The sequence below is a fragment of the Streptomyces sp. NBC_01257 genome (assembly GCF_035917255.1).
GTDB lineage: Bacteria > Actinomycetota > Actinomycetes > Streptomycetales > Streptomycetaceae > Streptomyces.
In genome coordinates this window covers 8,338,876-8,362,525 of sequence record NZ_CP108472.1, presented here as the reverse complement: position 1 = coordinate 8,362,525, position 23,650 = coordinate 8,338,876, and the positions used below count along the sequence as shown (strand labels likewise).

The following is a 23,650-nucleotide window of genomic DNA, read 5'->3' as shown; positions in this document are numbered from 1 at the left end:
GTGCGTCCCAACAGCCTCATCGGTGCCGTGGTCGCCACAGCGGCCACGGCACTGCTGTGTACCGCGGCCCCCTCGGCGGCCGCCCCCTCCGCCTCCGCCGACGACATCCCGTGCACGGCACCGGCCGGGCCTTACCAGCGCCAGCTGGAGAAGCACCTGGGCCGGCCCGTGGACGGCCGCCAGTCCATGGCCGACTGCCGGGCAATCCGGTCCTTCCAGACCGCACACGACCGGCCGCACGCCGACGGCCGCGCCGACCTCGGCACGTACCGCACCGTGCTCGTCGTCGAGGCCACCCCCGACCCGAACGCCGCCGGACACTGCCCCGTCGAGCCCTCCCGCGTCACCTGCGTCGACATGGACCGCCAACTGCTGTGGGTGCAGCGGGGCAAGCGGGTCGTCTTCGGACCAGCGCCCATCCGTACGGGCCGCGACGCGCAGGAGACCCGGCCGGGGTGGCACTCGATCTACTGGCGCCACCGCGACCACGTCTCCACGATCTACGACAACGCCCCCATGCCGTACGCCCAGTTCTTCGACGGCGGACAAGCACTCCACGGACACCCGGGCGACCTGTACGACGGCGGCGGCTCGGCGGGCTGCGTCAACCTGACCGTGGACGACGCGGCGGCCCTGTGGGACCTCCTCGCGGTGGACGACCGCGTCTACGTGTGGGGCGTCAAGCCCGGCACGGCGGACTGAAGCACCGGGCAATGAGCGGGGGTGGCAAGGTGGCCGCCGGCTGCCGGTGCGCCAAAGGAACTGTCGGTCAACTCCGCGACGTTGTCACTCATCCGTGGCCCCAGTGGTGGGGGCGAAACCGCCTCGACCTCGTCACCGAAGAGATCGATGGTCTCGGTGAGGTAGTTCGACCAGGCGTGCGGGTCGCCGGACGAGGGCGCCGCGGAGCGTCTCGAAGCCTCGCTTCGGGTGACACTGCCCGCGCAGGACGGTGCGGGATGGGAGCGACTCTGCCGGCTGGTCTCTGCCGCCCACGCCACCACGGACGCCGGTTCGCCGGTCGTGTCATGACCACTGGGCCGTGGACGGCACTCCGGAACTCGTCCTCGTGGCAGTCCTGACCGCGGCCGACGCCGACGTGGGCCGGGCCGTCTCCGTGGACTCCGCCGTCTGCCGACACACCACCAGGACTTGCCCCGTTCAAGACCGCCGAGTGCATACCGGTCCGTTCAGGGGTGGCCCTGGGCCGGTCATGTTAAGTCGGGGTGACCGATGCCGGCGGACTACCGCCGGCCCTACCGTCGATGACGTCAACCCCGCCGCCGGTAAGGATTCCGCGTGCTGCCTCATTCAGACATCGTTCGCCCCGTGCCGCCCCGCACTCTCAGGGAGCAAGCTCCGCAGGACATCGCAGCCGCCGTTGCCGAGGGGCCGGGGCAGGCGCTGTGACGTCCGCCGGGCCACCCGCCATCGAGGAGTACGTCGTGTCCGGACGGGACGGCGGCCCCTACGGGATCACCACGGGTCCGGACGGTGCACTGTGGTTCACCCTGGTGCAGAGCGGCGGCATCGGCCGCCTGCTGCCCGGACAGCAGCCGGTCATCCACCAGTTGGACCCCGGCTCCGGGCCGACCGTCATCACCCCGGGTCCCGACGGTGCGCTGTGGTTCACCGAATACCGCTCCCACCGGATCGGCCGGATCACCACGGAGGGCCAAGTCACGGAGTTCGCGCTGCCAAGTGCCTCCTGCGGGCCATTCGGTATCGCGTCAGGGCCGGACGGTGCGCTCTGGTTCACCGAGACCGCCACCGACAGCATCGGGCGCCTGACCCCTGACGGAACGGTCACGGAGTACCCGCTGTCGCGCGACGGGGCGTTCCCCTCCGCGATCGCCGCAGGGCAGGACGCGATGTGGTTCACGCTGAATCAGGCCAACGCCGTCGGCCGCATCGACATGGACGGTCGGATCTTCCTCCACGACCTGCCCACCGACGCCGCCTGCCCGGTGGGTATCGCTGTCGGCCCCGACGGTGACGTCTGGTTCGCAGAGATCGCCGCCGGCCAGATCGGCCGGATCTCTCCCGAGGGCCGAATCACCGAACACCCTCTGCCTGACCGCTCGTCCCGCCCCCACGCCGTCACCACCGACTCCCGTGGAACGGCATGGTTCACGGAGTGGGGTGCCAACCGCATCGGGTCCCTCGGCACGGACGGCGTCGTAGCAGTCCACGACCTGCCCACCCCGGCCTCGGAACCGCACGGCATCACCGTCGGCCCGGACGGTGCCCTGTGGGCAGCCTTGGAAGTCGGTTCCCTCGCCCGCCTCGTACCAGCCCGTCGAGGCAGCTGACCCCCCGCCAACAGCAACAGAACCAGCAACAGCGACCGGAGGAACGAACCATGAAGTACGCACTCGTCATCTTCGAGACGGATGCCTCGCGCGCTCAGATCCAGGCCGACCGGGACTTGTACCGGAAGGCATACGAGACCTGGATCGGCGAGACGGCAGCCGCAGGGAAGCTGGTGGGCGGCGACGCGCTCGATACCGGGCGCCGAGGCGCCACCACCGTACGGAAGGCGGAGAACGGGGTGGCCACCGTGGGCGAGGGGCCCGTACACGGCGGTGAGGAGACGCTCGGGGGCTGGTTCGTGCTGGAGGTGACCGACCACGCCGAGGCCGTCGAGCTGGCCTGCTCCTTCCCCACTTCTGAGGCACTCGAACTCCGACCGCTCCTCGAATCCGCCTGAGCCGGACGGTGCCGAGGCGGCCGCCGCCGGCCGTGGGCAGCGATGCGGACTCTCGGCCGCCGGCTCGCCTCGCCAAGACTCGTCGGCTGATGACCGAGATCAACGAACTGCATGTCAGGCGCCACCGGATCGTCAGCGGAGCCGCCACATCGCCTCATGCCGGCTGACTCCCGGATCCTCAACTCCGCCACAACCATGACCACTTGTGTGAACAACCAGGGAGAGCACATGCTGTTCCGATCTACGACCGAAGCCGACCTCGACCGGGTCACAGACGTCACGGTCGACGAACCCGTCAGCTGGATCGCCGCCGATCGCTACCTCGATGAGCTGGGCCAGGCAATGTACAGGCCGGAGTGGACCTGGATCGCCGAGGACGCAGGGCAGGTGGTGGGCCGTGCCCTGTGGTGGGGGCAGCCGAGCGGTGAGTACCCCCTTGCCCTGGACTGCCTGCACGTCGACGCCTCGGCCCCCGACCGTACGGCGGTCGCGGCAGGGCTGGTGTCCGCAAGTCTGAAAGCCTTCGCCGAACAGGGCGCACCCAAGATGCCGCTGTACAACGTGACGTTGCCGAACGGCTGGCGTGAGACTCCGGCCGTCGCGGCCGCTCTTGCCTGGCGGCGCGACGCCGCCCTGGCGGCCGGTCTCACTGACGAGGTCGAGCGGCTGCGCCTGGAGTGGGCACCCGGCACAGGGGTCCCTGCTGTCAACGGGAGCCTTGACTTCGTGGAGGCGAGCGACGAGGAGTTTCTGCGGGTATTCCGACAGATCGCGGTGGGCAGCCTGGATGGCGAGACCCGCAGGAACCTGGCGGCCAAGGGGGCCGAGGCCACGGCCCGTGACGAAATGGACTTCTATCTCGGCTGCCCGGGGGAGCGCGCCTGGTGGCGGCTGGCCCGCAACTCCGAAGGGGAGACCGTGGGCCTGGCGATCCCGTCGGCCACTCCGTACAACCGCAATGTCGGATACCTGGGAGTCATCCCCGAGTTCCGCGGACGCGGCTATGTCGATGAGGTACTCGCCGAGATCACCCGGGTCCACGCGGAGGCCGGAGCCGAGGTGATCACGGCCACCACGGACACGGGCAATGCGCCGATGGCGGCTGCCTTCGCGCGGGCCGGATACCGCACCGCGCAGATCCGGATGATCTACTCGGCGCCGGAGTCCTGAGCGGATCACGAGGCCAGGAGCTCAGCGAGCTCGGTGCGGGAGCTGATGCCCAGTTTGGGGAACGCGCGGTAGAGATGATGCCCCACGGTGCGGGGACTGAGGAACAGCTGGGTGGCGATCTCGCGGTTGGTCGCACCCGTGGCGGCCAACCGTACGACTTCGCGCTCCTGCGGGCTCAACGGATTGACCCGTCCGTCGACCGGCCCGGTGAGGTCGGCGCTGCCCCCTGCGGCCTGGAGCTCCGCGCGGGCGCGGCGGGCCCAGGGCCGAGCTCCTAGCCTCTCGAAGACCTCCAGTGCCTCGCGCAGGTGATCCCGGGCATCGATCTTTCGCCGGAGCCGGCGCAGCCATTCGCCGTGGAGCAGTTCGGTGCGGGCCCGTTCGAAGTCGCCGCGGCCATGATGGAGGTGCGCGGCTGCGGTGAAGTGCTCTTCGGCCCTGTCGTCCTGGCTCACCATGGCCCGGCAGCGCAGGGCCATGGCGTCGAGGAGAGTCCCGGGAGCGGCGGCCGCCCACGCGCCGAGGAGGCGGGTTGGTTCCTCGGCCCGCTCGGGACGGCCGGCGCGCACCGCAGCCTCGACGAGGTCGGGCAGGAGGAACATGGTCAGCAGGGGGTGGTCCACCTGCTTCTGCGCCGATTCCAGCAGCTCCAGCGCCGATTCCGGCCGCCCGAGGCCCAGCTCCAGCAGGCCCAGTGCCCACAGGGCGTCCGCTGTGCCCCGTCCGACATCGCGCGGTCGCGTGTAGTCCAGGGCCTCCTGCGCCAGGGTGCGGCTGTCGTGCTCCTGCCCCCGGACGGCGGCCAGTGTCGCCAGGACCGCCCGCAGGTGCGCGGCCCGGTGGTCCAGGTTGTAGTACTCGGCCAGTCGCAGTCCCTCGGCGGCGCTTGCCGTTGCCTCTTCGTGCCGGCCGAGTGCCAGCTCAGCCTGGGCGAGCAGGTGCAGTGTTGTGGGCAGCCAGCCGCTGATCCCGTGGTCGCGGCAGTGGGCGACCGAGGCGGCGGCCATCTCGTGTGCGGCCGCGTGGTCGGCGACGACGTGGCAGTAGATCCCGGTCATCAGCCGGTCCATGAACCCGGTACCGGGTTCCCTGCCGGCCCGCACCAACGCTTGGAGGGAGCCGAGCGCGCCGGTCGGGTCGTCGGTGAACAGACGTGCTGCCACATCGACCACCAGCAGGTCAGGGGCGCGGGCTCCGATCTCGGTCATCAGCCCCGCGTCGCCCGCGGAGAAGGCCGCATGAACCGCGTCGACCAGGAGCGGTGCAAGGCTGTCGGGGCGGTTGGGGCCGATCAGGTCGGCGCACTCAAGCAGGATGCGGCCGGCAGTCTCCGGCCTGCCGTAGCCGAGCTCGACGACGGCTCGCACCCGCGCGAAATCCGCCGCCGTGTCAGGGTCGAGAAGAGGAAGAGGCACTTGGTCGGCCAGCGCCCCGCACCGCTTGTCCTGGCCGGCGTCGCTCGCCTTCTGCGCGGCACAGATGAGGCGGCGCGCGCGACGCTGCGGAACCGCCGTGAGCTGGGCCGCGCGTTCGTAGGCTGCGGAGGCGGACGCCATGGCCTGCCGACTGCCGGCCCATTCGGCAACCCGCTCCAGCTCGTCGGCGACCTGCTCGTCCGGGCCCGTCGACGCAGCGGCCAGGTGCCAGGCGCGCCGGTGCGCATGCCCGGAGGGCGCCAACGTATCCGCCAGCGCCTTGTGTGCCGCGATGCGGCCGGCGAGTGGTGCCCCCTGGTAAGCGGCATACCTGACCAGGGGATGCCGGAAACGGACCATCTCGCCAGACACGAAGACGAGCCCGGAGCGTTCCGCAGGGGCGAGATCCTCGACCACGGCACCGAGTCGGCCTGCGGCCGCGAGTACCAGCGGCAGCTCTCCGGTGTCGTCCGCGGCTGCCACGCTCAGCACCATCTGGGTGGCCCGAGGTAGAGCGGCAATCTGCGTCAGGAACGCGTCCTGCATGCGGCCCGTGAGCCGGGACGTCACCTCGGGGACCGGCAGGGGGCTCAGCTGCCCCTCCCGCTGGGCAAGGGTGAGCGCGGCGGACAGTTCGATGAGAGCCAGGGGGTTGCCTTGTGACTGCTCGATGATCCGATCAGCGACGTAGGGGGGCAGGTCGGCAACCAGTTCTTCCGCCGCCACCCGGTCCAATCCTTCGAGCAGGAGGTCGGGCAGCCCTCGAACATCGGCGCCGCGGGCTCCGCTGCGGACGGCGAAGACCATCACGACGCCCTCCGTGCGCAGTCGGCGCGCGGCGAAGGTGAGCATGTCCACCGATGGCTGGTCGAGCCACTGCGCATCATCGATCAGGCACAACAGGGGCCTCTCGTCCGCGATCTCGGACAGCATGGTGAGGACGGCCAGGCCGACGGTGAGACGATCGCGCACGACGTCGTCGGTGAGTCCGAATATCGCCCTCATCGCCGCAGCCTGCGGGCCGGGCAGTTGGTCGACGACATGCAGCACCGGCAGGAACAAGTGGTGCAGCCCGCCGAACGCAAGCTCCATCTCCGACTCGACGCCTTCGACGCGCAGCACGCGCATGCCGTCCGCCCGCCCGGCGGCGTAGTCGAGCAGGGCTGTCTTCCCGATGCCCGCCTCCCCGCGGACCAGCAATGCGCTGCTCATTCCCCGAAGGGTGTCGGCGAGCATCTGATCCATGCGGTCCCGCTCCGCGACTCTCCCCTGCAATGCTCGCCCCGTTCCTCAGCGCTTCGATCGACCCTCCCGATTCCGACAGCGCCGTACGGCAGCACGCCGCGAGGGTCTCGATGATCTTCTCACCGATCGCACGCGAGGGGAGGGGGGCACTCTCCGTCCGCGCTCTCGCCGCGCGTGCGCGCCGGTCCAGGGCGTGGGACTGCCGCCCCGGGCGCTTTCGTTCGGATCATCGTGCGGACTTTCGGAGCAGGGCGGACGGCGGCTCTCCCGCGCGGATGGCCCGATACGGTTCCGGGGCAGCGGCGGCTCAGGTGGAACTGAGGGGGTGGGTAGCCGTGACGGAGCGCGGGGGCCAGGCCCGGGGCGCCAGAATGCCCAGTACGTAGGCGCGGGCGACGAGGGCCGGCCTGGTCGCGGCCCCGAGGATCTCCCGGAGCCGGCTGAGGTGGTAGTCGACCGTCTGCCGGGACAGCCTCAGTGACGTGGCGATCTCGCCGTTGCTGCTGCCCTCGGCGAGGAGGGACAGAATGCGGACCTGCGCGGCGGTGAGCGGCGGATGGGCCGCGTGGGCAAGGCTCTGGTGGGTGACGACGGCCCACACGTGCCGGGCCCGCGCCGCGGAGCGCCCGACCGTCGTCAGGTGGAGCTGTACGCGGCGCTGCCGCCCCTGGAGGTCGACGAACACGGCGGACGTCTCCACCCGTCTCACCCTGCGGGCTATCAGCCCGTTCCATCTCCGGTGCAGCTGGCCGAGGTCGGGCGCGGGCGCGAGCAGGGTGTGCGCACGGCGGCCGACGAGATCGGCCAGGCTCGTCCGGAACAGCTCAGCGGCTGCCGCACTCGCCTGCACGACCCGCCCGTTGGCCGACAGCAGCGCGCACGGCAGCCCGCTGTGGTCGCGCAGCGCCTGCAGGTTCTCCTCGGCCTCCCGGCGCTGGACCATCGCGCGGGTGTGTTCCGTGATGTCCACGTAGATCCCGGCGACGCAGGTCTCCGCGTTCTCCTCCACGGGGAAGCGGTGGCCCGCCGCCTGCCCGGTGGTGCCGTCCGCGCGCTGATAGCCGAGCGTGTGGCGGACCGGCCTGCCGCGCGCGAGGATCTCCTGGTCGAGCGCGCGGAACTGCACGGCGTCGGCCGGGGAGTCGAAGTCCTCGATGTGTTTGCCGACGACCTCCTGCGGGGTCGTGCCGTAGAGGTGCGCGTAGGCGTGGTTGGCCCACAGATAGCGTCCCTCCCGGTCCCGGATGAAGGCGGCGGCGGGCGCGAGGTCGGCGAAGTCCGCGAACGCGGCGTAACGGCGCGGCACTTCGGGCCGCGTGTCGGCCTCCACCGCGAGCCCGCGCCTGCGGCCCTGGCCACGTGCCCCGTCCAGTGACCAGGTCACGTCGAAGGTGCGGCCGTCGAACCGGGTCCGCCGGTGGCCGTCCGCGGTCGAGGAGCCCGGATCCGACAGTTCCTGCCGCAACCGGTCGAGGAACCGCTGCGCCGTACCCAGGTCGGCGAAGGCGCCGCCACCTCGCTCCAGAACGCGCCACTGCCCGTCAACCTCCCACCAGGACACGGGTAGATGTTCAAGCAGTGCCTTGAGCGCGTGATCGTCCACAGTGATGTTCCGTCCTCGGTCGACTGACTGACACGGGTTGCCATCGCAATGTGTATCCCGTCCCGATCCGGCGCATGCTCGGTTCTCGGCCGACCTGAGGAGTGCGGGCGCCTCACCCGTGACGCGCCGGCGGGCCTCCCGGAACTCTCACGATCCTTCTACGCGGCCTGCAACTCTGGCATTTGCCTGACCGTTGCACGCCTTCACCGTCATTCCGGCCCCCTCTCGCCTGATTCCCTTGTGTGTGCGGGCAGACACGCCATGTCACGGGCGAGGTCTCCTTCCGATGTTTCCCGGACGCACGGCTCCGGGGCCGGGCCCCGCAGCGGGTACGGGGCGAACCGCCCGGCCGCGGCTTCTGACCACACGAACGAACGGAGACGAACTTCAGTGAGCAAGGTGCTGTTGGTGCATGCCAAGGGTGGTCCGCCGCTCGGTCACGTCCTTTCCCGGGCGGCCGCGAGGTCGCAGGTGCACCTGCTGGCGCTCAGCGCCCTGCCGCCCTCGGTCGCCGGCTCCGCCGCGCGGCTGTGCGCCTCGGTCGAGACGCCGGCCGACGCGGAGCGGGCGGACCTGGTCTCCCTGATCGTCTCGCGGGCGCGGGCCGTCAGGGCGGAGGCGGTGCTCACCTTCTCCGAGTACGCGGTGGTGGCAGTCGCCGAGGCCTGCGAGGAACTCGGACTCGCCGGGGCCGGCAGCGCCTCGGCCCTGGCCCGCGACAAGCGGCTGATGCGCCGCACCTGGCAGGAACACGGGCTGCCACAACCGGAGTTCCGCCCCGTCGCCACGGAGGCGGACCTCCACGCGGCCACCGAAGCACTGACCTTCCCACTGCTGCTCAAGGCGGCCTGGAGCGCGGGCTCCACCGCGCACCAGATCATCCGCTCCCCCCACGAGGCCTCCGCCGCCTGGTCCCGCTCGCGGGAAGTAATGGCCGAATCAGCCCAGTTGGGTTACGCGGAACTCCACGTGGCCGAGGCCCAGGCGGACTTCGTCGTCGAGGAGATCGTCACCGGTCTGGCCACCGACTGGTTCGACGAGCCCGGCTGGGGCGACTACGTCAGCGTCGAGGGCGTCGTGGCCGACGGCGACTTCCACCCGGTCTGCCTCAGCGGCCGGATGCCCACGGTCGAACCGTTCACCGAACGCGCGGGCATCACCCCCGCCCTGCTGCCGCCAGAGGCCCAGGAGCGTGTCGTGGCCCTCGCCCGGGAGGCCGTTGATGCCCTCGGGCTCAGCAACTGCGGTACGCACACCGAGATCAAGCTCGGGGCGGACGGCCGCATGTGGCTGATCGAGACGGCGGCCCGGCTGGGCGGCGCGATGACCGTCCCGCAGATCGAGGAGGTCTTCCACCTCGACCTCGTCGGCATGCTGGTCGACCACCTCCTCGGTCGCCCGGTCGACTGGCCTCAGCAGGCGCGTACCCCCGCGCAGGCCAGCGGCGCGGCCGGCTCCCTCGTCGTCCTCGCGGTCGACGGCAGCGGCGAAGCCTGGCAGGACCTGCGGGTCTGGGACTTCCCGGTGGTCTCCGCGGGCGTCCCGCTCAGCCGCGGCAGCGAGTTGTCCGTGGTCACGGAGAGCTCGCTCGCCGACGGCAGCGTCGTACCGGTCTACGACCCGGCTGCCGGGGCCAACACCATGGCGGCACTGTGCCTGCTCTCCGCCGCCGACCCGCGCACCGTGCTCCGCGACTTCGAGGCCCTGGTCGACGCCCTGCCCCGGGTACTGCCCGCCGCGCTGCCCGAGGGAGCCGCCATATGACCGCCACGCTCTCCACCGGCGCACCGGAACCGGCGACGGACCGTACGGTCGTCGGCGGGAACCTGTCGCTGCCGCTGTTCCGGACCCTTTCGGGGGTGCTGGCAGGTCACCCGTACCTCAAGGTCGTCGTCGACCGCACCGAGGACACCTGGCACCTGCTCGACACCGCCGCGCACCCCTTCCACGTCAACTACATCGCCACCCGGGTCCTGGGCATGGAACTGTCCGCGCTGGACGCCGGCCTGGACGCGTTCAACGCCTCCGTGTACACCGACCCCGGGCGCCGCTTCCTCCTCGGGGTGCTGTCCCTGCACACGGAGCAGGAGGCGGAGGGCCGCGAACGGGTCTTCCTCGTCCTGGAGACGACCGAGGCCGACACCATGCACGGCGCACTGCTGGAGTCCTTCTACGAGTTCGTCCGGGAGCGCGTCGACGGCAGGCTGCCGCTGCTGCTCAAGCCCGCGAACCACGGCCAGGAAGAGGAGCTGACGGCGATCAGCGAGCCGCGGGTACCGCGCATCCTCGGCCACGAGCTCTTCGGCACGCGGAACCGGACGCCTCTGAACCCCGGCGACGCCACCGGGCGGCTGCGCTTCTTCCGGACCCGTGAGGAGTACGCGGCCGCCGAGGCCGGGCTCGGCTGGGCCGACATCGTCGCCATGCCCTGCCTGCCGGACGACGTACCGCGCGTGGCCGGATTCCTCAACACGGCACAGATCACGCCTCTTTCGCACACCAACGTCCTCGCCTCCGGCTGGGGCATCCCCAACGCCATCGTCCGCGACCTGGAACAGCTCGTCGAGAAGGACGGCCTGGACGGTGCGTGGGTCCGCTACCGGGTGCGCGAGGACGAGATCAGTCTGGAGCGGCTGGACCGGGAGCCCGCCCTGCAGGCCCCGGCCTGGCACCGGCAGCGCATCCGTCTGGAGCCGCCCCTGCTGGAGGACGCGCCCGTGCTGTCTCTGCACCGGCTGCGCAGCGACGACCGCGACCGGTACGGCACGAAGGCGGCCAATCTCGGAGAGCTGCACCACGTCCTGGACAGCCGCACGGCCGATCTCACCGCCTTCTACGGACGTCCCCGCCCGCCGCGTGAAGACCTCTACGGGCACCTCTCCGTCCGGCTCGGTCTGCACGCGCCCTCCGCAGCCGAACTGCGTTCGGCAGCAGCCGCGTTCGTCGCGGCGACGGTCGGTGCGCCGGACGGCGTCGCGCTGCCCTTCGCGCTCCAGCACGCCTTCCTCACCTCCTCTCCGGCGCTCCAGCAGGGCATCGGCAAGCTGAAGATGGCGCTGGAACTCGACGCCACCGACATGCTGGACGCGCTCTGTCTCCAGCTCCAGCACCTGATCCGCCACACGCCCATGCCCGAGACCGTCACCCGGCAGATCAGGCAAGCGTTCCCCGCGCCACTGGCCGCGGGCAGCCGCCTGGTGGTGCGCTCCTCCTCCAACGCCGAGGACCTCCCCGGCTTCTCCGCGGCCGGTGTCTACGACTCCGTCACCACCGTGCGCGGCACCGCCGAACTCCTCGATGCCGTAAGGCAGGTGTGGGCCTCGCTGCTGTCACCGCGCAGCGTCCGGCTGCGTCATCAGGTCGGCATCTCCCTGGACGACACGTACATGGGAGTGATCATCCAGGAGTACGTCCCCGCCTCCCTCGGCGGCGTCCTGGTGACCTGCAACCCGACCCGGCGCGAGGACTTCCGCAACGTCTACCTCAACTGCTCCCCCGGCTCCCCCGAGCAGGTCGTCGAGGGCTCCGTGCTGCCGCAGCAGTACCTGTACAACACGGTGGAGGGCGGCGGCCGCACCGTGGCCCTCGGCTCCTGGGGTGAGGGGCTGCCCGCCGCCACCCGCGCCCGGCTCGCCGACCTGTCGCTGACGGGACGGCTCCTGCAGTCCCACTTCAGCGCGGACGACGTGGACCGGCCGCTGGACATCGAGTGGCTGATGAGCGACCGGGGCGAGCTCCGCCTGGTCCAGATCCGCCCCTACGCGCTGTGAGGGCCCGCCTCCCCCGGGCGCCCTCCACCGGCCGGACCGGCGGCGCACTGACCGACACGGCCCGCCGGATCATTCGCCTGAACTACGGCTTCCAGCTGTTGTTCAACCTGCTGTGGTGGATGCCGGTGTTCTACGCCTACCAGAAGGCGGCCGGGCTCTCGGACGGGCAGATCTTCGGCATCCAGAGCATCTACTACGTGGCGTTCTGCCTGTTCGAGATCCCGACCGGGCTCATCGCCGACCGGATCGGCACCCGCAACTGCCTGCGGGCCGGGGCCGTCGTGATGACGGCGGCGAACCTGGCACCGGTGTTCAGCGCCTCGTACACCGGGTTCCTGCTCCACTTCCTCGCGATCGCCGCGGGCCGCTCGCTCACCTCGGGAGCGGCGAGCGCCTATCTGTACGACGGGCTGCGGGCGGAGAAGTGCGACGAGCACTACCTGAAGGCGGAGGGCACGGCGCGGGCCCTGGGGCTGGCGGCCAAGGTCGTGTGCTGGCCGCTGGTCGGGCCGCTGATGGCCCTCGCCCACACGGCCCCGTACGTGCTGAGCGCCGCCAGCGCGGCGGGCTCCCTGGCCTGTGCGGTGGCCCTGCCCCGGCTCACCGTCCCGGCGGACGCGGCCGGTTCGGGGAAGGCCGGCGGACGGGCGGGGGGCGGGCGCCGGGGCGGGGCGTTCCTGCGCGACGCGGGCTCCGCGCTACGCTGCGTCGCCTCCTCGCCGTGGCTCGCCCTGGTGATGATGCAGGGCGTGGCGGTGTTCACGCTCTCGCGGATCTGCCAGGTCAACCTCTTCCAGCCCATCCTGCTGGACCACGGCATCGGTGAGTCCTCGCACGGCGGGGTGCTGGCCGCCATGACGGTGGCGGAGGCCGTGGCATCGGCCAGGCCCCAGTGGCTGAGCCGCCGGCTGACGCCGGTGGCCTGGGTATCGGTCCTGAGCCTCGCGCTCGCGGGCACCCTGGCCGGGCTCACCCTGGGCGGGCCCTGGGCGGTGGTCGCCCTGCTCTGCCTGTTCGCCGCCGCCACCGGCTTCGCCTACCCGGTCCAGCGCAAGCTGGTGAACGACGCCGTGCCCGCCCACGCACCACGGGCCACCCTGCTCTCGGTGGAGAGCATCGTGGACCGCGCGGTGTGTGCGCTGGCCGCGGTGGCCGCGGGCGCGTACCTCTCCGCCGGGCGCCTGGACGCCCTGCTCTGGCACAGTGCCCTGGCGACCGCGGTGCTGCTCGGGGTCTTCCAACTGGTGCTGCGCAGCGGGGTGGTGAAGCGGCCCTCCGACCGAACGGCCCCGGGCGTACGGCTGGATGCCGTCGCCGACGGTGCGGGCCGTCCGGCCGGAGGGGGGCGCCGGCAGGCGGACACGCCTTCCTAGGAAGGCGCGCGTCGCCGGCGGGCGTCAGCCGGGCAGGTGGGCGAGCAGCTCGATCAGCGGGGCCGGCAGGAAGGCGGGCCGGGCGGGCTGTCCGATCCGGTACGCCACGTAGCCGAGCGAGGCGGCGGTGTCGGTCTCCTCGGCCGTCTCGGCCTGGTAGACGAGACGACAGCCACCGGACGCGTGCCGTGCGCGTTCCCAGAGGGCGGGCGCCGGCTTGCGCTCGGCCTCGGTGCGCGGGGTCAGGATCCGGTCACCGAAGTCGTCCCAGGCGAAGGGCGTGCTGCCCGTCCAGGTGCTGTCGACCTCCTTCTTGAGCACGGCCGCGCGCGCGGCGTCGGTCGTGCCCCAGGAGGACGGCACGTTGGTGATCAGCCCGACCTTGATGTGGCGTTTGCGCAGTGCGGCCAGGTGGGCGGCCGCGTCCTGCCGGTAGCCCGTGGTGTCGTCGTCGGCCGTGTGGACCAGGGTCTCGCCCAGGTCGAAGTACACGACGACACAGCCGCGTTCGGTGCCGGTCCGAGGAGCGACGGGCGGCCCCGTGGACCCGGCGGTCACCGGTAAGGCCGCACTCGCCGTCGTGACCAGCGCGGTCGACGCCACGGCGGCACCCAGTGCGAGGCTCAGACGGACGAGGCCCCGGGAGGCGGTTCTTCTCATGGCGTCGGCGCCCTTCTCCTTGACGCATCACAGCGATGCGAAAATGTTCAGTACATGACACATGACGCCACACTTTTTCGTTCGGGGCACGCACATTCCGGGAAGATCTTTCCCGTATCCTCCGATCCGGTCGTCCGACGGCTGACTTGCACGTGGACCGGTCCGCGCCCGGACGGCTCAGGCGTCCGGGCGACGCCTGGCGAGCCAGGCGACGATCTCGGGTCCCGGTGGTCGAAGAACAGCGAGGCGCCGGTGTCGAGCGTGCCGATCCGCGCCAACTGCTCGTCGGTGAGCCGGAAGTCGAAGACGTCGAGGTTCTCCGCCATCCGCTCGGCACGCACCGACTTGGGGATGGCGACCACACCCCGCCGGGTCAGCCGGCGCAGCACCACCTGCGCCACCGACTTGCCGTGTCCCTTGCCGATGTCCGCCGGCAGCGGGTCGGTGAACAGGTCGTTCCGCCCCTCGGCGAAGCCGCCCCACGACTGGATCCGCACCCCGTGTTCGCGCATGAGGCCCTGGCAGTCGGCGTGTGCGAAGTCAGCATTGAGTCAGCATCCGTCCTGGCACACGAGGTCAGACGCGAGCACAGACGGGAACGCCGGTCCAGTGGAAGGCCTTCCTCCGAGGCACTCTCAGCCGCTTCCAGACCCCTCCCGCCCACAGCAACGACGCAGGCATGATCGGGCTCACCTCGTAAGCGAGCAACCCGTAAGAACCCGCAGCTCAGCGCACACGTCCACGCGGCTTCAGGGGCACAGCGGGCAGTGCGGGAGCCGGGAGCGGCGCACCGTCGTACCCCCGCACGGCGCCGAACCGATCACCATTCATCCAGTCCTCCCGGGCCTGCGTGATCTCGTCCTGGTTCCTGGCCACGAAGTTCCACCACATGACGATCTCCTCCTCGAAGGGTTCACCGCCCAGCAGCATCAGGCCCGCGTCGGAGTCCGCGCGCAGCGGCAGCTCCGTGCGGCCGCAGCCGAGGTAGAGCATCGAGCCGGGCTCCACGGGGACGCCGTCGACCTCCGCCCGGCCGGACATCGACAGCACGGCGTACTCGAAGTCCGGGTTCAGCGGGAGGCGTGCCTCGGCGTCCCGGCTCAGGGCGAGGTCGGCGCCGACGATCGGGGTGTACGCGGTGCCGGGCGAGGTGGCGCCGTCGAGCTCGCCGAGGATCACCGTGGCCGTGAGGCCGGGTGCGGTGACGGACGGGAGGTCCGTGTGGTGCTGGAAGTGCGGTTCGACCTGGCGGTGCGCATCGGGGAGGGCGACCCACAGCTGGGCGCCGTGCAGCAGTGCGGCGTGCTGCTTGGGGCTCTCCTCGGAGTGGCTGATCGCCCGTCCGGAGGTCATCAGGCCGAGCTCGCGCGGGCGGACCGTCGCCAGGCTGCCGAGGCTGTCGCGGTGCAGGACCTCGCCGTCGTGCAGCCAGCTGACCGTCTGCAGGCCCATGTGGGGGTGGGGCGGCACCTGCATACCGGGCTCGTCCGCGATGTCGTCGGGGCCGTAGTGGTCGACGAAGGCCCACGCCCCGACCATGCGGCGGCCCAGGTTGGGCAGCAGCCGGCGGACCTCGGTGGACTCGCCGAGCTGCACCCGGCGCGGAGTGAGGAGTTCACGTACGGGTTCGGCGACGACGAAGCCACGCCCTCCGCAGACGGAGAGTGCTGCCTGGCGATCGAGATTGCTCATGGCGCTCAACCTATTCCCGTGCGAGTCCGGGCGGGTGGCACCCACGCCGAATATTTAGTGGAATGTTAAACCATCTCTGTGTGTTGTGGGGATCGGTACGTACGGGAGCGGCCCGGCTACCACCCTCGGCCGAGGAGGTCATATGAGCGACACCTACTTCGAGTTCGGCACCGCCGCCGAGCGCTGGGACCGTGCACGGCTCTTCTTCGACGCGAAGGAGTACACGAGCGCCGCCCGGATTCTCGGCGGGCTGGTCGAGGAGGTTCCGGAGCAGGTGGCGCCGCGGCTGCTGCTGGCCCGGGCCTACTACCACTCGGCGCGGCTCGTGCGGGCCGAGGGTGAACTGCGCGCGGTGCTGGAGCGTGACCCCGTCGAGCAGTACGCCCGGCTGATGCTCGGCCGCACCCTGGAGCGGCAGGGCCGGCAGGCCGAGGCGGACACGCAGCTGCGGATGGCGGCCGCCCTGTCCGGGGAGTTCGCCCCGGCATCCGGCGCCTGACCTCCGCGTGCACCGGGCCGCACCCGCGTAATCCGGGTGCGGCCCGGTCGTGGCACGTGATAGTCCACGGAGTCATGACCGACCTTGTGACACCGCGCCTGTCCCTCCGCCTGATGACCGTTGCCGACGCCGAGCAGGTGGTGGCCGGCAGTCCCGCGCCGGGCGTGCGCTGGGCGCCCGGCTACCCCTCCGTCGGCGAGGTCGCGGCGGCCACGCGTTTCCTCAACACCTGTGCGGAGAGCGGGGATCCGGGCCCCTTCGGAGGGTACGTGATACAGCGCCGCGAGGACGCGGTGGTGATCGGTGGGGTCGGGTTCCACGGGACGCCCGACGAGCACCGGCACGTCACGATCGGTTACGGACTCGTGCCGTCGGCACGGGGCATGGGGTACGCCTCCGAGGCGCTTCGCGGCCTGTTGCGGTTCGCCCGTGACCGGGGCGTCGTCTGCGTGCACGGTGACACCGACCTCGACAACGTCGCCTCCCAGCACGTCATGACGGCCGCGGGAATGCTCTTCGTGAAGGAGGACGCACTGCTGAAGCACTACCGGATCGAGTGGGACGCGCCCGCCCCGCAGGGGTGAGACAGCGGGAGTCGGACGGGCCCCACCGCGGGAGTGGGACAGCCGGAGTGAGGCACCGGACCCACGCATGCGGCGGGGCCTGCCGGGTTCTCCCGGCAGGCCCCGCACATCGCACTGCCCTGGGCTCAGCCGGCGACCGTGGCCGGCCGGTTCGCCTTGCCGTTCTCGGCCGTGACCGCCTGCGGCCTCGGCACCAGCAACCGCTCGGTGAGATACCCGAAGACCAGCCCGAAGGTGGTCCAGAGCGTCACCTGGACGGCGAGCGTCGCCAGCCTGAACTCCCAGAGCAGCGAGGCCGGGAAGTCCTTTCCGACCTCGTTGAACGAGGGCAGGAAGGCGTAGGCCAGCCCGATCACCAGCACATAGCCGGCCGCCGCCGCGATGGTGGCGTTCCAGTTGCCCAGGCGGGGAGCCAGCCGCTTGCCGAGGATGACGGCGGCGACGGCCAGCAGGACGCTGAGCGCGACCATCAGGAAGAACAGGGTGGTGCGTTTGCCGATGGTGTCGGGGTTGCCGACGGCCGGCGGGTTCGCCGGGTACTTCAGGAACGGCACGACGTACACCGTCAGCAGGGCCGCACCGGCGATCAGCGCGGCCGTGGCCCTGGGGCCGAACCGCCCCATCCGGCCGAGGGCGTAGCAGAAGACGAGTGCGGCGATGCCGCCGACCGCCACGCCGAACACCAGGACACCGGTGGCGAGACCGGCGGTGGACTGCATGGTGCGGCTGACGAGTTCCTCGCCGCCGCCGTGGTCGTGGGTGTGGCTGTGCGCCTCTTCGAGGGCAATGGCCGCGTCCACCCGGGACTCGCCGAGGAAGTAGGCGACGAGAAGTGCGAGCGCACCCGCGGCGAGACCGGCCAGCATGCCGCGGACCAGCAGGGCTCGGACAGATATGGAGTTCATGAGGGGTTCCCCTGGATCAAGCGACGGGATCAGTGGCAGGGGAAACCGAGGAGGTGGCGCCCGTCGTGGACCCACTCGTGCACGCCTTCGCCGGAGATGAGCGCGGTGGCGCCCTGCTCGGCGCCGACGAAGTACAGCAGGATCAGCATGAGGATGCCGAAGAAGGCGGCCCAAGGGGCAATGGCCTTCAGCGAGATGGGAGTGATGGCGGGTGCGCCGGTGGCGGGGGCAGCAGTCTGTGCCATGGCAGAACCTCCTGGGGGAACACGCGTCCCGATCGTGGTGCCTGAGACGAAGGTGCTGGGTCTGACTTCCCGTACGGGTACGGGTTCACAGTGGCGCGACCGTGCCGGATTCTCACCGGACTTCCGTCACACCCTCGTCATGTCGTCGCGACCATACCGCCTGGACGCGGGCGCCGCCATGGTGCCGCCGGCCGTACCGGGGGCCCCGAATGCCATGGTGTGCTTGGCCAAGTGGCCACAGTTCAGGGAGTTGAGAGCGGTTATGACGGTACGGGTGATGTTGATCTCACCGGCGATGAACGCCGCGCTGCGCGAGGCCCGTTTCGCGGGGGACGCGCCCCTCGACGAAGCCGGGCAGCGGCAGGCCCGCGCCGCCGCGGACGCGGTGCCCGCAGCCGACCGGTTGCTGCACGGGCCGTCCCGTCGGTGCAGCCTGACCGCAGCCGCCCTCGGGCTCCGTTCCGCCCCTGAAAACGCCCTCCGGGACTGGGAGTTGAACCGCTGGGCGGGCGCCCGGCTGGACGAGGTGAGCGCGAGTGATCCGGAGGGAGTGGCCGCCTGGCTCGCGGATCCCTCCGCCGCCCCGCACGGCGGTGAGTCGCTGCTCGGTCTGTGCGCCAGGGCCGGCGCCTGGCTCGGTTCCCTGGACGGCGGCGGACCCGGACGCGTGCTGGCGGTGGTCGAGCCCGCCGTGGTCAGGGCCGCGGTCGTCCACGCGCTGGACCTTCCGCCGCGGGCCTTCTGGCGGATCGACGTCGCCCCTCTGACGCTGACGGAGCTCAGCGGCCGGTCCGGGAGGTGGAACCTTCGTACCGGCCGGCCGCTCACGGCGGAGACGGCCGGCGCTCAGGCGCCCCAGCCACCCCCGACCGCCCGGCTCGACAGGTAGGAGTCACGCAATGCCTTGCGCAGGCCGGGCACGACGCCGTCGAAGTGCGCGGCGAGCGCCTTGAGCGCCGGTTTGTACGCCCGGCGCTCCTTCCCGCTGAACACGCTGCTCACCTCGGTCTCCGCCGCGAGCACGGCCATGGTCAGTTCGTCCACGGGGATCGCGGCCGGTTCGGAGCCGCCGATGACCGCGTCCCGGACCCTGTCCTGCAGGGCGCGCACCTGCTGCGGATCCTCCACGACGACCCGGTCGACGGGGAGCACTCCCAGCCGCTTCTCCTGCCGCACGGTGATCGCGCGCGCGGCGGCAAGCTGCTCACGGACGGGCTTCTCCGCCGTGTGCGCCTTGTTGTGGACGTACGAGAGCCACCTCTTCGGCGTCTCGGGCAGATCGCGCCACACCGCCGCGAGGAAGGGATCACCCGGCGCCGTGGCAGCACGCCGTGCGACCTTCCCTCCCTCGGCGGTGAGCAGTCCGGCCAGGGCCAGCTCGGTCAGCGCCCCGGCCCGCAGCAACTGGCCGCGCCCCTGGAGATCGGTGAGCTCGAACTTCTCCTTCTCCACGGTGTAGCAGAGCAGGTACAGGCGCTGGGGCAGACTCGGTCGCACGCTCGTCCTCCGGGCATCGGGGATGGCAACCGAACGGGTCCGCGTTCGGCGGTGGTCTGCTACCCCCGGTATGTCTCCAGCAGTCGGAGCCAGATCTCGCTGATCGTCGGGTACGCGGGAACCGCGTGCCAGAGGCGGTCGACGGGCACCTCGGCCGCGACCGCGACCGTCGCCGAGTGCAGCAGTTCACCGATGCCCGGGCCGACGAAGGTGACCCCCAGCAGGATCTCCCGGTCGAGGTCGACGATCATGCGGGCCCGGCCCCGGTACCCGTCCGCGTACAGACCGGAACCCGCCACCGCCGCCAGGTCGTGGTCGACGGCCCGGACCCGGTGCCCGGCCCGCTCCGCCTCGGCGAGCGTGAGGCCGACCGAGGCCGCCTCCGGGTCGGTGAAGACGACCTGGGGCACGGCCGCGTGGTCGGCGGTGGCCGCGTGGGCCCCCCAGCGGTCCGTCTCCAGGAGCGGGACGCCCTGGGCACGGGCGGCGATCGCGGCCCCCGCGATGCGGGCCTGGTACTTGCCCTGGTGGGTCAGCAGTGCCCGGTGGTTCACGTCCCCGACGGCGTAGAGCCAGGGCGTGCCCTCGACCCGGCAGCTGTCGTCGACCGTCAGCCAGGACCCCGGCTCCAGGCCGACCGTCTCCAGGCCGAGATCCTCGGTGCGCGGGGCCCGGCCGGTGGCGAAGAGGATCTCGTCGGCCTCGACGTTTTCGCCGTTGTCGAGCTCGACGGTCACCGGTCCGTCGGGGGCGGCACGCCGCACGGAGGTGACCGAGACGCCGGTACGGATGTCGGCGCCCGCCTCGGTCAGTGCCTCGGCGACCAGCTCACCGGCGAACGGCTCCATCCGGGGCAGCAGCCCCTCGCCGCGGATCAGCAGGGTGATCCGGGCACCGAGGGCGCCCCAGACGGTGGCCATCTCCACCCCGACCACTCCCCCGCCGACGACCACGAGACGACCGGGCACCTCCTTGGCGCTGGTCGCCTCCCGGCTGGTCCAGGGGCGGGCGCCGTCGATGCCCGGCAGCTCGGGCACGACGGCCCGGCTGCCCGTGCAGACGGCCACCGCGTGCCGGGCCGTGAGCCGCTGTTCCGCACCGTCGGGGCCCGTGACGGTGACCGCCTTCGTGCCGGTGAGCCGGCCGTGGCCGCGGTAGATGTCGGCGCCGATCCCCTCCAGCCAGGACACCTGGCCGTCGTCCTTCCAATGCGAGGCGTACGCGTCGCGGTGCGCGAGGACCGCGGCGGTGTCCAGGGGCCCCTGCACCGCGTCGGCGAGACCCGGGACGCGGCGGGCGTCGGCGCGGGCGACGACGGGGCGCAGCAGCGCCTTGCTCGGCATGCAGGCCCAGTACGAGCACTCGCCGCCGATCAGCTCGGATTCCACGATGGCGGCGCTGAGCCCGGCGGCCCGGGCCCGGTCCGCCACGTTCTCACCCACCGGACCTGCTCCGATGACCACGACGTCGTACGCGACAGGCTCCACAGCATGTGTCATGGGGACCATTTTGGTCATGGGTGTGCGCGGCGGCCACATGGGCAGGCGGAATAGCGCAAGCACAGGCACCGTTGTCCCGGACACGTCGATACGGGCACAGGAAGAGGTAGCAGAACATGAGCACCGTAGAGCTCACCAAGGAAAACTTCGATCAGGTCGTCAGTGACAACGAGTTCGTCCTGATCGACTTCTGGGCTTCCTGGTGCGGCCCGTGCCGGCAGTTCGCCCCGGTCTACGACTCGGCGTCCGAGCGCCACGCCGACCTGGTCTTCGCCAAGGTCGACACGGAGGCGCAGCAGGAGCTGGCGGCCGCCTTCGAGATCCGGTCCATCCCGACGCTGATGATCGTCCGGGACAACGTGGCGGTCTTCTCGCAGCCGGGCGCGCTGCCCGAGGCCGCGCTGGAGGACGTCATCGGCCAGGCGCGGAACCTGGACATGGACGAGGTGCGCAAGTCCATCGAGGACCAGCAGAAGGAGCAGAAGTAGGCGGGCCGAGGGCTCGCCCACGTGTCAGGGCCCGGCCGGTGACGGCCGGGCCCTGACTGCTGCGGTGCCCCGTACCGGGTTCCGGTACCCGCTCAGTCCTCCGTGGTCCGCTCGGAGATCCGGGCCGAGAGTCCGTAGTCGAGCTCCGAGCCGTCGATCAGCAGGCCCTCGACCGTCTGGGTCTCGGGGTCGATGTCCGCCACCATGCCGTCGCCTGCGTAGCGGGGGTATCCGGTCTCGCCCGTTTCGCCCGTGGCCACCACGACGGCGGAGCGGATCGCCGAGCCGGGTCCGACGCTCCCGACCGCCCGGCTGCCGGAAGCCTGCGGCTCGGAAGTCCCGGTGGTGGAGTCGCCCGCACCGGAATCGTTGGTCCCGGAATCGTTCGTCCCCGAGTCGTCCGTTCCGGAGTCGCCCGTACCGGAATCGTTGGCGCCGGAGTCGTCCGTACCCACGTCGTTCGCGGTGACGTCGTTCGTACCGGCAGCGCCCTTGCTCCGCGTCTTCCGGTCGTCGGCGAACGCGGGGACCAGCAGGATCTCGTAACTCTGCGGATGGCTCATGGTCATGACGCTAGGCAAGGGAGGTCCGCCGCGCATGTCGCCGCGCTGACGGGGCGGCTCAGCTGGACTCCCGGTGGACGGTCCGGGCCCGCAGCAGATCGTGCCGTTCGAACTCCGTCCCGGGGTTCTGCACCAGCCGGTCGACGAGGTCGGCCAGTGGCTGCGCCGTGGCCAGTTCCATCCGTACGCTGCTGAGCCGCGGCCTCAGCAGCCGCGCCTGCATGGAGTCGTCCGCGCCCACGACGGCGGTCTCCGCGGGCACGTCGACACCGGTGTCCTGAAGGGCTCTCATCAGCAGCATCGCGTAGCTGTCGTCGTACGCGAACACGCCGTCCAGTCCGAGGGTGCGCCACCGGGCGGCCAGGTCGGCCGCGGAATCCTCCGCGTACCGCAGCGGGAGCGTCTCGATCCGGACCCCGCCCGTCGCCGCGGCCCGCCGGGCACCGGCCAGTCTGGGCTCGGCGAACAGGGCGAGGCCGGGTTCGCCGGGGATCACCACGCCGATCCGGCGGCGGCCGCGTGCCAGCAGGTGCCGGACGGCGCTGCCGCCGACCTCGCGCTGGTCCATGATCAGCGCGTGGGCGCCGGCCAGCGGCTGCGGTCCGAGGGTGATCACGGCCTTCGCCCCGGAGCGCCGGAGGACGGCGATGCCCTGCGGGGTGAGGGGGACCGAGCCGGGCGCGATGACGGCGACGGGCCGCAGTTCGGCCCAGGCGCGGGCGGCGTCGTCCGGGTCGAGGCCGATCGAGCCGTACTGGACGACGGTGTAGTCGAGCCGTCGGAGGCCCGATTCGAGTTCGTGGAGGAAGCGGTGGTGCAGGGGCCCGGAGGGGAAGCCGGCCGTCGGCAGGAGCACCATGCGGGAGTGTCCGGCGCGCAGGCTCCGGGCCGCCGCGTGGGGTACGTAGCCGAGCTCGGTGGCGGCCTCCCGCACCCGGCGGCGGGTCGGATCGCTGATCCGCACGGCCGCGTTGTTGTTGAGTACGTACGACACGGTGGCCCGGGAGACGCCGGCGAGCCGCGCCACGTCGGCGCTGGTCGGGACGGGGCCTTCGGCGGGCTGCTTGGGTAACTGACTCATGGCGTCGGGCAGTCTTCCAGACCCGTGCGGCGCGGGAACGCGCCGGGGCCCGGACCCGGATGTGCACCTCAAGTGGAGGTCAGGACCCGGGCGGGTGAGGGTCAGTCACGCCCGTCGCCGGTGGCCCGTTCGACGGACCCGCTCCCCGCGCGGGGCCGTACAGGTCCTACGGTGTTGCGATGACCATCCAGCACCGCACCGACAGCAATGACGGCACGGCCGACTTCCCCGGCCGCACCGGTCCCACCGCCACCTCCCAGGCCGACCCGCACGACGTGGGCCCGGTCCGGACCTCGTACGCCCCCGACCGCGACGGCGACCCCGATCCGGGCGAGATCGTCTGGACCTGGGTGCCGTTCGAGGAGAACGACGGACGCGGCAAGGACCGGCCGGTTCTCGTGGTCGCCCGCGAAGGGGCGGGCACGCTGCTCGCCGTCCAGCTCTCCAGCAAGCAGCACGACCGGGACCGCGAGTGGGTGGCTCTGGGCGCGGGCCCCTGGGACAGTTCCGGCCGCCCGTCCTGGGTCGATGTGGACCGGGTCCTGCGTGTCCACGAGGACGGCATGCGGCGCGAGGCGTGCGCACTGGACCGGGACAGGTTCGATCTGGTCGTCGAGCGGCTGCGGGAGCGCTACGGCTGGAAATAGCGCC

The 23,650-nt window shown here is 71.6% G+C and carries 21 protein-coding genes, 2 pseudogenes and 1 riboswitch; of the genes and pseudogenes, 12 read left to right on the top strand and 11 right to left on the bottom strand.

Annotated elements, in window-relative coordinates; genetic code table 11:
- From OG408_RS36450 to OG408_RS36435, 4 genes are all read left to right on the top strand, one after another.
- Positions 1-702, top strand: a complete 702-nt coding sequence (locus OG408_RS36450) for a L,D-transpeptidase (protein ID WP_326673782.1) — start codon at positions 1-3, stop codon at positions 700-702.
- A 704-nt stretch (positions 703-1,406) separates the two neighbouring features.
- Entirely contained in the window at positions 1,407-2,312 is a 906-nt protein-coding gene (locus OG408_RS36445; protein ID WP_326673781.1) for a Vgb family protein, read from the top strand.
- Between the two features lie 50 nt (positions 2,313-2,362).
- Positions 2,363-2,710 (top strand): YciI family protein, encoded by a 348-nt coding sequence (locus OG408_RS36440; RefSeq protein ID WP_326673780.1) that lies wholly within the window; start codon positions 2,363-2,365, stop codon positions 2,708-2,710.
- A 228-nt stretch (positions 2,711-2,938) separates the two neighbouring features.
- Positions 2,939-3,880: a GNAT family N-acetyltransferase gene (locus OG408_RS36435; RefSeq protein ID WP_285566664.1), complete on the top strand. Its 942-nt coding sequence runs from the start codon at positions 2,939-2,941 to the stop codon at positions 3,878-3,880.
- Positions 3,881-3,885: 5 nt separating this feature from the next.
- Here the strand turns inward: OG408_RS36435 and OG408_RS36430 are convergent, their stop codons facing one another.
- Together OG408_RS36430 and OG408_RS36425 are read right to left on the bottom strand one after the other, a co-directional pair.
- On the bottom strand, positions 3,886-6,570 hold the full coding sequence (locus OG408_RS36430; RefSeq protein WP_326673779.1) for a helix-turn-helix transcriptional regulator: 2,685 nt from the start codon (positions 6,568-6,570) through the stop codon (positions 3,886-3,888).
- Between the two features lie 277 nt (positions 6,571-6,847).
- Positions 6,848-8,101 carry a PAS domain S-box protein gene (locus OG408_RS36425; RefSeq protein ID WP_285566668.1) on the bottom strand — a complete coding sequence of 418 codons (1,254 nt, stop codon included), beginning with the start codon at positions 8,099-8,101 and terminating at the stop codon, positions 6,848-6,850.
- A 441-nt stretch (positions 8,102-8,542) separates the two neighbouring features.
- On the opposite strand from OG408_RS36425, the gene OG408_RS36420 reads away from it, so the two are divergent.
- Genes OG408_RS36420 through OG408_RS36410 form a run of 3 tightly spaced genes read left to right on the top strand, consistent with a single transcriptional unit; the run spans position 8,543 to position 13,286 of the window.
- The gene (locus OG408_RS36420) at positions 8,543-9,907 is read left to right on the top strand and encodes an ATP-grasp domain-containing protein (protein ID WP_442806097.1); all 1,365 of its coding nucleotides are present in this window, start codon (positions 8,543-8,545) and stop codon (positions 9,905-9,907) included.
- A complete protein-coding gene (locus tag OG408_RS36415) occupies positions 9,904-11,913 on the top strand; it encodes a PEP/pyruvate-binding domain-containing protein (RefSeq protein ID WP_326673777.1) in 2,010 nt (669 codons plus the stop codon). Before OG408_RS36420 ends, OG408_RS36415 begins: the two co-directional genes overlap by 4 nt.
- Positions 11,910-13,286, top strand: a complete 1,377-nt coding sequence (locus OG408_RS36410; RefSeq protein WP_442806096.1) for an MFS transporter — start codon at positions 11,910-11,912, stop codon at positions 13,284-13,286. Before OG408_RS36415 ends, OG408_RS36410 begins: the two co-directional genes overlap by 4 nt.
- A gap of 24 nt (positions 13,287-13,310) precedes the next feature.
- Here the strand turns inward: OG408_RS36410 and OG408_RS36405 are convergent, their stop codons facing one another.
- The 3 genes and pseudogenes from OG408_RS36405 to OG408_RS36395 form a co-directional block, all read right to left on the bottom strand.
- On the bottom strand, positions 13,311-13,946 hold the full coding sequence (locus OG408_RS36405; RefSeq protein WP_326673776.1) for a hypothetical protein: 636 nt from the start codon (positions 13,944-13,946) through the stop codon (positions 13,311-13,313).
- A 177-nt stretch (positions 13,947-14,123) separates the two neighbouring features.
- Positions 14,124-14,485: pseudogene (locus OG408_RS36400) on the bottom strand (aldo/keto reductase); the annotation flags it as partial.
- A 187-nt stretch (positions 14,486-14,672) separates the two neighbouring features.
- Complete coding sequence (locus OG408_RS36395) at positions 14,673-15,638, bottom strand: pirin family protein (RefSeq protein ID WP_326673775.1); 966 nt, start codon at positions 15,636-15,638, stop codon at positions 14,673-14,675.
- A 142-nt stretch (positions 15,639-15,780) separates the two neighbouring features.
- On the opposite strand from OG408_RS36395, the gene OG408_RS36390 reads away from it, so the two are divergent.
- Together OG408_RS36390 and OG408_RS36385 are read left to right on the top strand one after the other, a co-directional pair.
- Positions 15,781-16,137 carry a tetratricopeptide repeat protein gene (locus OG408_RS36390; protein WP_326673774.1) on the top strand — a complete coding sequence of 119 codons (357 nt, stop codon included), beginning with the start codon at positions 15,781-15,783 and terminating at the stop codon, positions 16,135-16,137.
- A 74-nt stretch (positions 16,138-16,211) separates the two neighbouring features.
- A complete protein-coding gene (locus OG408_RS36385) occupies positions 16,212-16,721 on the top strand; it encodes a GNAT family N-acetyltransferase (protein ID WP_326673773.1) in 510 nt (169 codons plus the stop codon).
- 125 nt (positions 16,722-16,846) lie between these two features.
- On the opposite strand, the gene OG408_RS36380 is transcribed toward OG408_RS36385, so the two are convergent.
- Positions 16,847-17,626, bottom strand: a complete 780-nt coding sequence (locus OG408_RS36380) for a CbtA family protein (protein WP_285572482.1) — start codon at positions 17,624-17,626, stop codon at positions 16,847-16,849.
- 29 nt (positions 17,627-17,655) lie between these two features.
- Positions 17,656-17,871 (bottom strand): CbtB domain-containing protein, encoded by a 216-nt coding sequence (locus tag OG408_RS36375; RefSeq protein ID WP_285572484.1) that lies wholly within the window; start codon positions 17,869-17,871, stop codon positions 17,656-17,658.
- 45 nt (positions 17,872-17,916) lie between these two features.
- Positions 17,917-18,010: riboswitch (adenosylcobalamin (AdoCbl) riboswitch) on the bottom strand.
- A 123-nt stretch (positions 18,011-18,133) separates the two neighbouring features.
- Here OG408_RS36375 and OG408_RS36370 point away from each other — a divergent pair.
- The gene (locus tag OG408_RS36370; RefSeq protein WP_326673772.1) at positions 18,134-18,760 is read left to right on the top strand and encodes a histidine phosphatase family protein; all 627 of its coding nucleotides are present in this window, start codon (positions 18,134-18,136) and stop codon (positions 18,758-18,760) included.
- Here the strand turns inward: OG408_RS36370 and OG408_RS36365 are convergent.
- Together OG408_RS36365 and OG408_RS36360 are read right to left on the bottom strand one after the other, a co-directional pair.
- Complete coding sequence (locus OG408_RS36365) at positions 18,718-19,368, bottom strand: GOLPH3/VPS74 family protein (protein ID WP_326673771.1); 651 nt, start codon at positions 19,366-19,368, stop codon at positions 18,718-18,720. The genes OG408_RS36370 and OG408_RS36365 overlap by 43 nt on opposite strands.
- A 59-nt stretch (positions 19,369-19,427) precedes the next feature.
- Complete coding sequence (locus tag OG408_RS36360) at positions 19,428-20,867, bottom strand: dihydrolipoyl dehydrogenase family protein (RefSeq protein WP_285572491.1); 1,440 nt, start codon at positions 20,865-20,867, stop codon at positions 19,428-19,430.
- Positions 20,868-20,983: 116 nt separating this feature from the next.
- On the opposite strand from OG408_RS36360, the gene trxA reads away from it, so the two are divergent.
- On the top strand, positions 20,984-21,355 hold the full coding sequence (trxA, locus tag OG408_RS36355; RefSeq protein WP_285572493.1) for a thioredoxin: 372 nt from the start codon (positions 20,984-20,986) through the stop codon (positions 21,353-21,355).
- Between the two features lie 92 nt (positions 21,356-21,447).
- On the opposite strand, the pseudogene OG408_RS36350 reads toward trxA, so the two are convergent.
- A pseudogene (locus OG408_RS36350) lies at positions 21,448-21,648 on the bottom strand (hypothetical protein); the annotation flags it as partial.
- Positions 21,649-21,976: 328 nt separating this feature from the next.
- Positions 21,977-22,999, bottom strand: coding sequence for a LacI family DNA-binding transcriptional regulator (locus tag OG408_RS36345; RefSeq protein WP_285572497.1), 1,023 nt, complete (start codon positions 22,997-22,999; stop codon positions 21,977-21,979).
- A 179-nt stretch (positions 23,000-23,178) separates the two neighbouring features.
- Here OG408_RS36345 and OG408_RS36340 point away from each other — a divergent pair, with 179 nt between their 5' ends.
- Positions 23,179-23,646, top strand: coding sequence for a type II toxin-antitoxin system PemK/MazF family toxin (locus OG408_RS36340; RefSeq protein WP_285572499.1), 468 nt, complete (start codon positions 23,179-23,181; stop codon positions 23,644-23,646).
- Positions 23,647-23,650 lie beyond the last annotated feature (4 nt).